This window comes from Streptomyces sp. NPDC045470 (assembly GCF_040646595.1).
GTDB lineage: Bacteria > Actinomycetota > Actinomycetes > Streptomycetales > Streptomycetaceae > Streptomyces.
Genome location: NZ_JBEZAN010000003.1, coordinates 1 through 12,522, shown reverse-complemented (window position 1 = coordinate 12,522; position 12,522 = coordinate 1). Strand labels below are relative to the sequence as shown.

At 70.5% G+C, this 12,522-nt stretch carries 11 protein-coding genes and 1 pseudogene; 6 read left to right on the top strand and 6 right to left on the bottom strand.

Going from position 1 to position 12,522, the window contains the following annotated elements; all coding sequences use genetic code 11:
• Positions 1-235 precede the first annotated feature (235 nt).
• Both AB0A97_RS10595 and AB0A97_RS10590 read right to left on the bottom strand, forming a co-directional pair.
• Positions 236-499 carry a hypothetical protein gene (locus AB0A97_RS10595; RefSeq protein WP_361147468.1) on the bottom strand — a complete coding sequence of 88 codons (264 nt, stop codon included), beginning with the start codon at positions 497-499 and terminating at the stop codon, positions 236-238.
• Positions 500-577: 78 nt separating this feature from the next.
• On the bottom strand, positions 578-940 hold the full coding sequence (locus AB0A97_RS10590) for a hypothetical protein (protein WP_361147465.1): 363 nt from the start codon (positions 938-940) through the stop codon (positions 578-580).
• Between the two features lie 98 nt (positions 941-1,038).
• Here AB0A97_RS10590 and AB0A97_RS10585 point away from each other — a divergent pair, with 98 nt between their 5' ends.
• Both AB0A97_RS10585 and AB0A97_RS10580 read left to right on the top strand, forming a co-directional pair.
• Positions 1,039-1,863: an SDR family oxidoreductase gene (locus AB0A97_RS10585; protein ID WP_361147462.1), complete on the top strand. Its 825-nt coding sequence runs from the start codon at positions 1,039-1,041 to the stop codon at positions 1,861-1,863.
• 68 nt (positions 1,864-1,931) lie between these two features.
• Positions 1,932-3,323, top strand: a complete 1,392-nt coding sequence (locus tag AB0A97_RS10580) for a cytochrome P450 (protein ID WP_361147459.1) — start codon at positions 1,932-1,934, stop codon at positions 3,321-3,323.
• A gap of 29 nt (positions 3,324-3,352) precedes the next feature.
• Here AB0A97_RS10580 and AB0A97_RS10575 read toward each other — a convergent pair whose 3' ends face one another.
• Positions 3,353-3,682 (bottom strand): DUF6233 domain-containing protein, encoded by a 330-nt coding sequence (locus tag AB0A97_RS10575; protein ID WP_361147456.1) that lies wholly within the window; start codon positions 3,680-3,682, stop codon positions 3,353-3,355.
• Between the two features lie 94 nt (positions 3,683-3,776).
• On the opposite strand from AB0A97_RS10575, the gene AB0A97_RS10570 reads away from it, so the two are divergent.
• Positions 3,777-4,217, top strand: a complete 441-nt coding sequence (locus AB0A97_RS10570) for an SMI1/KNR4 family protein (RefSeq protein WP_361147454.1) — start codon at positions 3,777-3,779, stop codon at positions 4,215-4,217.
• 171 nt (positions 4,218-4,388) lie between these two features.
• Here AB0A97_RS10570 and AB0A97_RS10565 read toward each other — a convergent pair whose 3' ends face one another.
• Positions 4,389-4,970, bottom strand: a complete 582-nt coding sequence (locus AB0A97_RS10565) for a hypothetical protein (protein ID WP_361147451.1) — start codon at positions 4,968-4,970, stop codon at positions 4,389-4,391.
• Between the two features lie 762 nt (positions 4,971-5,732).
• Between AB0A97_RS10565 and AB0A97_RS10560 the strand changes: the two genes are divergently transcribed.
• Positions 5,733-6,116: a helix-turn-helix domain-containing protein gene (locus tag AB0A97_RS10560; protein ID WP_361147448.1), complete on the top strand. Its 384-nt coding sequence runs from the start codon at positions 5,733-5,735 to the stop codon at positions 6,114-6,116.
• Positions 6,117-6,154: 38 nt separating this feature from the next.
• Here the strand turns inward: AB0A97_RS10560 and AB0A97_RS10555 are convergent, their stop codons facing one another.
• Both AB0A97_RS10555 and AB0A97_RS10550 read right to left on the bottom strand, forming a co-directional pair.
• A complete protein-coding gene (locus tag AB0A97_RS10555; protein WP_361147446.1) occupies positions 6,155-7,606 on the bottom strand; it encodes an FAD-dependent oxidoreductase in 1,452 nt (483 codons plus the stop codon).
• Between the two features lie 193 nt (positions 7,607-7,799).
• On the bottom strand, positions 7,800-8,594 hold the full coding sequence (locus AB0A97_RS10550; RefSeq protein WP_361147443.1) for a TetR/AcrR family transcriptional regulator: 795 nt from the start codon (positions 8,592-8,594) through the stop codon (positions 7,800-7,802).
• A gap of 1,365 nt (positions 8,595-9,959) precedes the next feature.
• Here AB0A97_RS10550 and AB0A97_RS10545 point away from each other — a divergent pair.
• Together AB0A97_RS10545 and AB0A97_RS10540 are read left to right on the top strand one after the other, a co-directional pair.
• Positions 9,960-10,559 (top strand): annotated as a pseudogene (locus tag AB0A97_RS10545) (IS5 family transposase); the annotation flags it as partial.
• A gap of 245 nt (positions 10,560-10,804) precedes the next feature.
• Positions 10,805-11,872 (top strand): hypothetical protein, encoded by a 1,068-nt coding sequence (locus tag AB0A97_RS10540; RefSeq protein ID WP_361147440.1) that lies wholly within the window; start codon positions 10,805-10,807, stop codon positions 11,870-11,872.
• Positions 11,873-12,522: the final 650 nt, after the last annotated feature.

Here is a 12,522-nt window from a genome sequence, read left to right as displayed (position 1 = left end):
ACACCGGGCCGGCGCGCGGCCGCCGACCGGCCACCGACAGCCTGGCACCGGCGGCGGCCGGATCGCCGGTGCCCACGGCACGGGGGAGGCCGCCGCCACCCGGAAGGGCGTACCGGCCGCCCCTCGCGCCGGGAGGAGACCCGGTGAGAGGGGCGGCGGGAGGGAGGCCGGCCAAGAGCACCGCTGCGGTTGGCCGCGGGCACCGGTGTGGTTCAGCCGCGGACACCGGCGTGGCTCAGGCCCGGCGTGTCCCCTCGGCGGTCGCCGGGCCGCGGCGCAGGGACAGCAGCCGCCCCAGAAGACCGGGCCCGGCCGTGGCAGCGGGCGCCGGCTCCGTCGCGGGAGCGGGGACGGGGGTCTTGCGCGGAGCGGACTCGGCCCCGGAGCCCGACTCGGACTTCGGCTCGGATTTCGGTTCGGATTTCGGTTCGGCTTCGTACGGGTCGTAGCTCAGAGCCCGCAGATAGCCTTCCAGCGCGCGCTGGGGGTCGATGGACATGATGGACACACCTCTCCTGCTGATCGCTGCTGTGCTGGTGCGGGAGCGCTCCGCGTACGTGCGGCAGCGCGGTCCCGGTCAGCAGCGCAGGACGGTGTGGTGCGCGCGGTCGCCGGCGGCGTCACGTACGTCCGACCGCAGATCCGCCCAGCGGGCGAGGAGCCTGGCGAGACGTCCGGCGTGGCACGGAAGAGATCGTGCGAGGGCCCGGGCCTCGGGGAAGCGGCCGGTACGTCCGGCCCGGGGCGCCCGGGACGCGGCGGCCTGAGGAAGGCTGTCGTCGGCCGCCGGCTCGGCCGACATGGCGGCGGCCTCGGCAGGCCCGGCACCCGGTTCGAGGGCCGCGGGCGCCGCGCCGCACAGGGCGATCAGTACGGCGATCAGCACCAGGGCACCGGTCCGTCCCACGGATCGGTGGCCCCGGCAGCCCCCTCGGTTCATATGCAAAGGGTAGTCATTCGGCTACTGTCTGCGCATGTCGTCGAACGGGTGAGATTACCGCGTCGAAAGCCGGTCACCGCCCGCGGAAAGGAGCTGCCGTGACAGCCGGCAAACGCATTCTCGTCACCGGCGCGGGCTCCGGCTTCGGCCGTGCCGCCGCCCTGCGCCTCGCCGAACGCGGACACCACGTCATCGCGGCGGCCGAGAACCGCCCGCAGATGACCGAGCTGACCCGGGAAGCGGACCGGCGCGAAATCCCGCTCCGGGTGGAGAATTTGGACGTCACCAGCGCACTCCATCGCCGCCAGGCGCACACCTGGGACGTGGACGTGCTGTTCAACAACGCCGCCGTCGGGGAAATGGGCCCGCTGTCCGAAATCCCCCTGGAACTGGTCCGGCAGGTCTTCGAGGTGAATGTCTTCGGCCCTCTCGCCCTGGCCCAGGGATTCGCCCGGCAGATGGCCGGACGTGGCAGCGGCCGCATCGTCTGGCTGTCGTCCATCGCCGGCCTGACGACCAATCCGTATCTCGGTCCGTACTGCGCGTCCAAGTACGCCATCGAGTCGATCGCCCAGGCGATGCACGATGAACTCAAACCGCTGGGTGTCCAGGTGTGCACCATCAACCCGGGCCCGTACCAGACCGGCTTCAACGACCGGATGGGTGACGCGCTGCGCGTCTGGTTCGACCGGGAGAAATCCTTCAGCGCCGAGCACTTCACCACGGACCTGGGCGTCGAGGTCCGGCTCGCCGACGATTACCACGAGATGACCGGCGAGAGCCAGCAGGACCCCGAGGAGATCGTCGAACTCTTCGTGCGGGTCGCGGAGGAGGAATCCGGTCTCTTCCGCAATTTCCTTCCGGCGGACCGTATCGACGAGGTGAAGCGGCAGCAGGCGGCGATCTGGGACCTTGGACAGTGAGACCGGACACCGGGCGGCCCCGGCGGGAGGCCGCCGGGACCCGTCCCCGCACCCCACTTGGAGGAGCCGTGCCCGCGCAGACCGTCCCGCTCCGTCCCGTCCCCGGCCCCCGCGGCCTGCCGTGGCTCGGGAACCTCCTCGCCTTCGGCAAGGACCCGCTTGCTTTCATGACCCGGCTGCGGGACGAGTACGGGGACGCCGTGACGTGGTCCCTGGGGCCACGGCGCAGCCTGTTCCTCTCCCACCCGCAGCACATCGCCGAATTCCTGGCCTCCCGGGAGCACAGCTACGGCCTCCTGGAAGTCGGCTGGTCGTTCCAGCAGATCACCGGCGAGAGCGTCATACGCAGTACGGGTGCCGAGTGGCGCCGCAAGCGGGCCCTGGTCCAGCCGGCCGTCCGCCCGCGTCAAGTGCGCCAGTACGCCCGGGTCATGGTCGACAGCGCGCTCGCGGCGGCCGACCGGTGGCAGGACGGCGGCCGCGTCGACGTACACCGGGAGATGGTGGTCCTCAGCCAGCGCGTCGTCATCCGTACGCTGTTCGGCAACGACCTCGGTGACCGTGCCCGGGCGGTCGGCGCGGCGATGGCGGTGGCCGAGCAGGTGATGGCCCGCGAGCTGCGCGGCGTCGGGCTCCTCCTGCCGGACCGGGTGCGTACGCCCTCCCGGAGGCGACTGCTCCGCGCCCTCGCCGTCATCGACGCCGAGGTGCACCGACTGATCATCGCGCGGCGCGACGGACCGGCCGCCGCCGACGGTACCGGCAGCGCGGGCGCATGCGACGAGGGCGGAGGCGACGACCTGCTGGCCCGGCTCCTCGAAGCCCGGGACGAGGAGGGCCGTCCGCTCACCGCCAAGGAGGTCCGCGACGAAGCCGTGACGCTCTGGGCGGCCGGTCACGAGACGACCTCCACCGCGCTGACCTGGACCTGGTACCTGCTGTCGCGGTCGCCGGAAGCGCGGGCCCGGCTGGACGACGAACTGGACCGGGTCCTCGGCGGGCGCCCACCCACCGTCGACGACTACGAACGGCTCACCTGGACCCGGCAGATCGTCAAGGAGGCCCTGCGGATCTACCCGCCGTCCTGGGTGATTCCCGCCGTGGCCCGGGAGGGCGCCGTGCTGGGCGGCACCGCCGTCCCGGCCGGTACGGCGGTGTGGTGCAGCCAGTGGACGGCCCACCGCGATCCGCGCTGGTTCCCCGACCCGGCGGTGTTCCGCCCCGAACGCTGGGACGCCGACGCCCCCGACGTCATCCCCGACCACGCCTGGTTCCCGTTCGGCGGCGGTCCCCGTGGCTGCATCGGCGCGCGGTTCGCGCAGGTGGAGGCGGCGCTGCTGCTGGCCACTCTGGCGCAGCGCTTCCACCTGGAGCTCCCATCGGAGGAAGTGCCCCACCGGACCGGCATCCTCGTCCAGCCCGCCGTACCGCTGATCGCCACCCTGCGTGCGCGCCCGTGACTCCGCCCGCGGCTCGCCCTCCAGTGCCGTCAGCCCAGCATGCCCAGCTCGGTGTCCGGGCGGCAGCCGTAACACGCCTCCACGCCCCGGCTCAGGGCGTCGGCCGCCTGCGCACGGCTGATGGCCCGGCCGCGTGCCTGGCCGCACCCGCCGACATGGACACGGACGGGCCGCCCGTTGCGGCCTCCGAGGCGCTCGGTCTCCAGCAGCCAGTCGGGCCGGGGAGGCCGCACCGGTGCGGGGCGGTCGCGCTCCGCCTGTTCGAGGTGCTGGATGCGGGCCCGGACGGTGGCGAGCTGCAGGCGCAGCCACGTCTCCAGGGTGCGGAGGCGCGGCAGATCAGGGGGCAATTCGCTCACGCGTTCGAGTCTATCCTTCCGGCGTCACGACGACCGGACATGCCGGCGGTGGGCCGGATGGGCCGGGCGCGGAGGTCATCGCTACGGTCGCCGGATGGGGAACTGGCACCAGGACGGTGTCCGCGCGCGGATACGGGAGATGGCAGCACGGGACCCGGAGCGGGGGCGTCTCGGTGCGTGCACGCACGGCTATGCCCTGGCGCCACGGCTCCCGGAGGCGGAGATCCGGGCGTTCGAGGAATCCCACGGCATCGCGCTGCCGGTGGAGTACCGGTCCTTCGTCGCCGACGTGGGCGACGGCCCGGCCGGGCCCGGACACGGCCTGATGCCGTTGACCGTCCCTCGCCCGGAGGCCGACGAGGAGTGGGCCGCGGACGACGAGTGGGCGGAGGACCGGCTGCCGGGCCGGCTCGCCGAACCGTTCCCGCTCGCCGCCCCTCTGCCCGGCCGGATCGGGGCGCGGGCCGGTGCACTGACCGGGGGCACCCTCATGCTGCCGAACAGGGCTGCGGCATCTTCGTCCGGCTCGTCCTGAACAGCCCGTACGCGGGCGAGGTCTGGCAGATCGATCCGGACTGGGGCGGCTTCGTACCGGTCAGCCCCGGGTTTCGCGCCTGGTACACCGACTGGCTGGCGGGCCCGTGAGCGCACGCTCACGGGCCGATACCCGACACCCGCAACGCGTACCGGGGCGTACGGGCCGGAATCACCCCACGGCGTCCTGGCCGGTGGTGACATGCGCGGGAGGCAGGGGAGCGGCGCGGGCCGGAGCCCGGCAGGCCACCGCGGCGCACAACAGGGCGGCCGCGATGCCACCCAGGTGGGCACGGCTGGAGAGGGTGGCGGTCAGCACGCACTCCAGCGAGAAGGTCACCACCGTACCCACGCTCAGTACGGGAGCCCGGCAGGCCCAGCCGGTGCAGATCAGCAGCCCCAGTACGGCCGCGGACGGGCCGGTGTCGGCCAGCGTCGCCTCGGCCGGCGGGACCGCCAGGGGATGGTCCGGGCCGAGGGTGAGCAGGAAGCGCGCGAAGAACGTCGCCGCGGCGGTGACGACCAGGGACACGGCCAGGGTGCGCAGTGTCCCGAGGACGCACTCGGCCACTCCGAAGATCACGGCCACTTGCAGGAGCGCTCCCCACCACGGGAGCCCCGGCGCGGGCGCGAACAGCGACAGCGGCAGTCGCAGCAGCACCAGCCGGACCGGGACGTCCGCCCGTACACCGCCGAGCGACCAGACCAGCCGTTCTCCGGCGTCCGTCAGGGTGAGTGCGTGAAAGACGATCACGAGGACCACGGAGGCCGCCGTCAGCGGTACCGCGGCCAGTCGGCGACGGCACAGCGCCGTCCAGGTCGGTCCGGCGACCCGGTGCCACTGCGCCAGGAGGGCCCGGCCGGTGCGTGCCGGCAGACCGGGCGCGCGCTCCCGCGAACCGCCGGCCGCTCGGCCGACGTCCGCCGGACGCCGCCCCGGCCCCGAGCGCCCCGTCTTCGGCCCAGGCGGCCGCCGCTCGGCACGCGGAAGCCGCCGTTTCGTATCGACGCAATCCTGCCCCCGGCGCGACAGCCCCCGCTCCCGGCGCGGCAGGTCCTGTTCCCGGGGGCCCTGTCCCCGGGACGGCAGTCCTCGCTCCCGGCGCGCAAGGGGCCGCCATGCGCGGATCACGAGCCGGTCCTGTTCGTCATCGCCCCTCCGGCGCGAACCGGCGACCGGGTCGCGGTCCGGCGATCGTGGTCAGCCGTTGTTCAACGCGTACGTCACCCGTGCCTCACGCGTACCTCACAGGTACCTCACTCGTCCCCGGCACGGCTCCCACGGCCCGCCGGACTCCGCCGGTTCACTCTTTCGCCACGGGTGCCCCGGCGGGCCGGATGCATGTCGGCCACCGGCGGCTGAGGTCACGTCAGCCCGCCCGCGCCGGCGGATCCGACCGGCCACGGCCCGGCCGTCCGCCCCGCGTCCTGCGAGGATGTCAAAATACGACGTTCCTCGTACAATGATGATCCCCGGCAGGAACCGACCGCCCGGAGCCGACTTCCAGGAGCCGCCATGACGACCACCACGACGACATCCGCCGACCGGCCCGGTGCCCGCGTCCTGGACCACCCGGACCGTTCGGCGATCCGTCTCGAAGACGTACTGCACGCGCTCGCCGACCCGATGCGGCTGCGGATCGTCCGCCGCCTGGCCGCCGCCGAGGGCGAACTGTCCTGCACGGTCATCGAGCTGCCCGTCAGCAAGTCCACCTGTACGCACCACTACCGCGTACTGCGCGAGCACGGCGTCATCAGCCAGATCTACCGCGGCACCGCCAAGATGAACGTGCTGCGCCGCGCCGACCTGGACGAACTCTTCCCCGGCCTGATCGAACGCGTCCTGAAGGCGGCGGAACTCCAGGACGAACGCCTCGACGCCCCGGCCGACAGGGCGTAGCGGCACCCGGGCGCGCCGGCCCTTCCCGACGTCCCGGCTCAACACCCCCCACCCGCACTTTCACCCCCGTCCCCGCCCCCACCTCCTTTCCCGCCCCTTTCTCCCTCACCGCCCCCACACCTGGCTGCCGCCAGCAGCTCGGGCCAGTCGGCGATCTTCACGGTGGTCCGTCCCAGCCCCCGGCCGAGCGCGGTTTCCGCCGCCTCGATGCCCAGCCAGCCCGGCCAGCGGACCGGCCGCTGCCCGCTGCGCAGCAACGCGGCCACCGGATCCTCCGGCAGCGGCTCGCGCGCCAGCTCGTCCGCGTCCGCCAGCAACGCGGCCGCGGTCTGCTTCGCACACGGCCGGTTCGTGCCGATCACCCCGGTCGGCCCCCGCTTGATCCACCCCGCCACGTACTCGCCGGGACACGGCACACCCTCCCGCAGCACCCGGCCCTCCACGTGCGGCACGGTCCCGGTGGCCGCGTCGAACGGCAGCCCCGGCTGCGGCGTCCCCTTGTACCCGACCGAGCGCAGGACCAGCTGCGCCGCGATCTCCTCGTACTGCCCGGTCCCCGTGACCCCGCCCAGCCCGTCCGGAACCGTCCGCTCGAACCGCACCCCCCGCACCCCCGCGTCCGCGTCTCCGACCACTTCGACCGGCCGTAGGAAGAACCGCAACCGAACCCGCCGCCGCCCGCCGGCCACTTCCTCACTTCCCCCCTCCGCTCCCTGCGCCCCCTTCCCCTCGGCCCAGCCGCGCAGCACCTCCACATTGCGGCGGTTCACCGCGGGCAGCCCCGAAGGGTCGCCGTACGCCGGGTCCAATGCCAGTTCCCCGGGGTCCACGAGCACGTCGGCGCCCGGCAGCGCACCCAGTTCGCGCAGTTCCTTGGTGGTGAACTTGGCCTGCGACGGCCCCCGCCGCCCCACCATCCACACGTCCTCCACCCGGCTCTCCGCGAGCGCGCCGAGCGCCGCCTGCGGCACGTCCGTACGCGCCAGCTCGTCGGCCCCGCGGGCGAGGATCCGGGCCACGTCCACCGCGACATTGCCGACGCCGATCACCACCGCTGACCGCGCGGTCAGCGGGAAGCGGCCGTCCGCCGCGTCCGGATGCGCGCTGTACCAGGAGACGAAGGCGGTGGCGGAGTGGCTGCCGGGCAGGTCCTCACCCGGGATGCCGAGGTGGCGGTCGGTGGCGGCTCCCACGCAGTACACCACCGCGTGGAACATGCGCCGCAGCTCCCGCGGCCCGAGGCCGTCGGCCCCCACGTCGACATTGCCGAGGAAGTGCACGCGCGGGTGCTCCAGCACCGTACGGAGGTTGTGCTGCAGCGATTTGATCTTCTCGTGGTCGGGCGCGACCCCGTAGCGGACCAGCCCGTACGGGCACGGCAGCCGGTCGAGCACGTACACCTCGACATCCGGTACGGCCTCCTGCCCGACCAGCGCCTGAGCGGTGTAGACGCCACTGGGTCCCGAACCGATCACTGCGACACGAAGCACGGAAGGCCCCTTCCCGCGGAGTACTTCCAGAGTCGCACCGGTGCGGGGTACGCGGGAGGTGTGCCGCCGGAGTTGCCCCACGGAACGGCGACAGCACCCCGTAACTCTCCAGGGTGAACCTCGCACCCAAATCGGCATTCACCCGATCAAGCGATTTCCGCAGCGCCCTGGAGCCCTCTCCCTGCCCCTGCGCCTACCCCTCCGCAGCAGCACCTTCCCGCCCCAGCACCGGCGGCGGGTCCTGTACCGGCGGCTCCTGTACTGGCAGCGACTCCTGTACTGGTGGCGGGCCCAGCACTGGTGGCGGGCCCTGTGCCGACGGCGGAGCCAGCGCCGGCGGCGGGCCCTGAAGTGGAGGCGGACCCTCCAGCGGCGGTTCCGGCCCTTCGCTGGGCGGGGTCCCCAGCTCCCAGTCCAGGCCGTACCGCTGGAACAGCTCCGCCCGAAGCCGCGCGGCGGGCATCGGTGCCCCCGGCAACAACACTGCCACCACCGACCCCATCAACAACGCCCGCAACAGCCGGTAGTCCGTGTCCGCGTCCTCGGTGCCGTACCGCTCCACCGTGTCACGCAGCAGAAACGCCAGCCGCTGCTGTTCGGGGCACTGGATGAAACCTTCCGCCGTCAGAATCCCGGCCATGTGCGTACGCATCAGCAGCGGACGCTCCTGCGCCAGCCCCAGAATCGCGTCGATCGCCCGCGCCAGCCGCTCACGGCCCGCGTCCTCGCCCGCCGGCACCGGCTCACGGTCGAGCGCCGCCTGCAACGAGTGGTGCATCAGCCGGTGCACGGCCGACTGCAGAAGCTGCCGTTTGCCCGGGAAGTAGTACGAGATCAGCCCACGCGCCGACCCGGCACGGCAGGCGATGTCCCCGAGCGTCGTCGCCTCGTACCCGCGCTCGTCCACCAGCTCGACGGTCGCCTGCAACAGACGCTCCCGGGAACGCCGCCGCAACTCTTCATTGACCGAGGGGCTGCGGGGGGACATGCTGTTAACTCCTGCGTTGACTGGCTGAGAGCCAATATACTCAGCAGGTCTCCGGATGTCCGCCCCGACGCGGCCAGGACCCGGAAGAGCCGCCTGAGTCGGGCGACGCGGGGGATCGCCCGACTCAGGCGCGCGTGATGTCAGTCACACCTCCTGTGACCTGCGTTTCTGCAGGTCACAGGAGGTGTGGCGGGTCGGGGTAGATGTGCAAGTTCGATCATCTCAGGCCGCCTGTGGTCGTACTGATGCTGACTCGATGCTGACTTTCCTGATGGGGCGTCAGGTGCAAACTGGTTACGCTCCGTGTCGGCCGCGAGGGGGCTCGATCTGGGTCTGGGGGCGTCAGTGAGGCGAAAGCGGCTCCCGACAGGGAGATGACTGCCTCAGTCGCGAGATGATGGGCGCGACTGTCGACCGCTCATGAGTTCCTTGCACCCGCTTGCCGACCATCACGCGTCGGTAAGCGGGCGCGTGCTCGGCTGCGAAACCGTAATGTCGTGGGCTCTACATGAAAGAGGGTCGCTTCCGAAAATCATCAAGGCAGACGATCTCGGTACGTACGTCATGAAGTCGCCTACCGGACCGGGCTGACCTGCGGGTATGTGGCTCTTCGGGCCTCTGACCTGCGCAGATCGATCTTTCGGCGCCTTTCAGCGTCGTGCCGCGTTACGCAGCCGATTCTCCCCAGCCGCTCCCCAGCGGCCTCCATACTCCCCAGATTCTCCCCAGAGAGGACTGGCCGTGAGGGTCGGGGACGCGGGCGATCAGACCTAGCGGAGACTTCTTGGTGAGTACGCTGCGTGACACGACCTGGGTCGGGTGTGGGACGGCGAAACTGCCCGCAGTTTCTTCGTCTGCTGGTGGTACACGCCCTACTTCGCTTCCGACCTTCGGCAAAGGCTGGAAACGCCTGGTAAGAGACTGAGTTGGTCCGCACATGCTCCGGACCTTGGTGAGAGGTCTGTGATGCTAGCTGGTGGGCCTCGCGGTACCACATGGCACATGTCGTAGAAACCGTCCAGGGTCGTCCAGCAGGTCCAGGGTGAGCGCGTAAGTCCAGGTCAGAGCGCTGTGACGCGAGTGCGTCCGTGGGGTTAGTGATTGGGTTGTGATCGCTCGTGACATGTAAGTGCCCCGGTCGGCTTGCTCTGGCGGAGCGTCATCGTGCAGTTGGTCGAGATGGATTGGGGATCGCACTAGAGATTCTGTTGTACTCCGGCTCGCCGCTATCGAGTACCCGGAGGGGCGAGGCGGTGACGACGCGGGCGGTGCCGCCTATCGACAGCACGCGGTAGGGGAATTCCCCGCGGCGACCGAGGTCGTAGCTCTTCGACCTCGACAGGCCGAACGCCTGGGCCGCACCACCGGTTCCTGACCTGGTCCAGAGCCGGTGTTTGGGGCCGGCTGCACCAGGCGGTGCTGCACTGGCTCGGTGACGCCAACCTCGTCGACGTCACCCGCGTCGTCCTCGACACCGCTCACGTCCGGGCAAAAAGGGGGGCGAACACACAGGTTCGAGCCCCGTGGACCGGAGCAAGCCGGGTTCCAAGATGCACATCTTGTCGGACGCGAACGGGCTGCCCCTCGGCGTTGGCATCTCGGCTGGCAACGTCCACGACAGCGATGGGCTGAAGCCCATGGTCGAGGGCCACCAATGCAACACGACCCCTGTCGCGGCCGGTACTTCAAGGCTCAGCGACTACATGCGGACAAGGCGTACGACTTGACCCACCTGCGGAGATGGCTTTGGGGAAAGCACATCGGCGTGCGCATCGCCCGAAAGGGAATCGAGTCCAGCGAACGATTGGGACGCCGCCGGTGGGTGATCGAGTACACCTTGTCCTGGTTGTCAGGCTACCGCCGCCTCAGCCCCGCTACGAGCGCAACCCCCGCAACTACCTGACCTTCCTCGGCCTCGCCTCCGCCCTGTGTTGCTACAAACGACTCGTCCGCCTCACCACCTAGGAAACGGTCTAAGGGCACGTCTTGAGGATCGGAAAGGTGCTGCTGGCTGATTAACCTTCAGCCGTCCTGCGCACTGTCGTTCCTTGCTCGAAGTTCTAGGGCCGAACGGCACCTTTCTGCGATTTGGATCCGTTTTCTGATCGAGGTAAAAGTAGGTCGAGTTGCGCGGCTGTCGGTGCGATGGGCATATGGGCGCTTGCTTGCGTGATGGACGAGTGGCGGTCGAGTGAGAGCGAGGTGCGCGGGTGGACATTCCTGTTGAAGAGGCTGCTGTCGGGTCAGTCCGTCCGGAAGGCCGAGACTATGACAGTCAATTGTCGGCACGACCTTCAAGGACCAGCGGGCACGGCCGTATCGAGACCGTTCCTGTCGCTTCGCTGATACTTACGGACACGCCCAGGACGAGCGGAACGGACCCGGAACACGTCCTGCGCCTGGCGGAAGTCAAGGAGGGGCTGCCGCCGATCCTGGTTCAGCGTTCGACCCTGCGTGTCCTGGACGGCATACACCGGGTCAAGGCTGCGATGCTGCGCGGCGATGACACCATTCCGGTCCAGTATTTCGAGGGAAGCGACGCGGAGTCGTTCGTGCAGTCCGTGCAAGCGAACGTAGCCCACGGGCTTCCGTTGTCGGCCGATGAGCGGGAAGCGGCCACCGAGAGAATAGTTCGGATATACCCCGACTGGTCGGATCGCGCGATCGCCGCAGTGGCGGGCCTCAGCCCTCCGACCGTCGCGGGTATCCGTCGCCGTTCAACTGAAAAATCCTCGCAGTTGAACAGGAGAGTGGGGCGCGACGGCCGCAGGCGCCCCGTGGACGGAGCGCCCGGGCGGAAGAAGGCCGTGGACATCATGCGGGAACGTCCGGAAGCGCCACTGCGGGCGGTGGCACAGGAGGCGGGGGTCTCCGTAGGCACCGCACACAACATACGCGCGAAGCTCCGCAGTGAAGCAAAGGCGGATGCAGACGGGCCCGGCCAGGAACGTAAGGACACGGCAAGGAAGAAAGGCGCTCCCGTACCGTCCGGGGAAGCCACCGCTGGCGCGGCGCCGCAGCCCGCAGAAGCTCAGCAACCCCAGCGGCAGTTGCTGAGCAGCCTGCGCCAGGACCCCTCCGTGCGAATGACCGAGAAGGGTCGCCTTCTGCTCCACTGGCTCGGCATCCTCACTCTCGACGCCGAGGAGCTACAGCAGTTCGCCGACTCCATGCCTTCTCACCGGCTGCTCTCCATGGCCCAGCTCGCCCAGGACTGCTCCGCAACCTGGCAGCAACTGGCCACCGAACTACACCGGGCGGTCCGACGAGGTCCATGAAAGCTGCCCCGGTAGCGCGCCGGCCGCGAGCCGGACGGTTCACAGGTCGACTGTACGGATGGACGGGAAGCAGCCGGTGGGATACGGCCAGGATGCGCAGGGTGCTTGCGCCTGCTCCCGAATGACGGGCCCCTCGCAGGTCTGGTGAGCGGTCCGGGCCCGGCCGCCGGATCGGTGACACCGCCTCGCCTCGGCTGCCGTGCGGCCCTCCTCCAGCGCGCCCGCGACACCGCGATCCGCACCAACGCCCGCAGAAGATCGCCAGCTTCCTCGAAGTGGTTGAGCAGAAGACCGCACCGCAGATCGATCTGCCCGTCGCGCGAGCCTGACAGCTCCTGGCAACCGCACAGGAGGGAGAGACACCGACGTCGCCCGTCGTCTGCTGGCCTTGGCCGCGGAGCGCGGCGACGACTACGAGCTCTACCTGATTGTCCTCCCCAGCTGAGACAATCGTGCCGCTTCTGCTGGACCACCCCCGAGCAGACCCACACCCTTTCGGGGGCGATAACCGGGCACGCTCGCGGCGACGGAACCGGTTGGCCGCACTACAACGAGTCCTAGGAGTTGTCTTCAAATGTCAGGCCCACATCAGGAGCGATGCGAGGGTGACGGCTGCCTGGTAGGACTCGGCGGTCTTGTCGTAGCGGGTG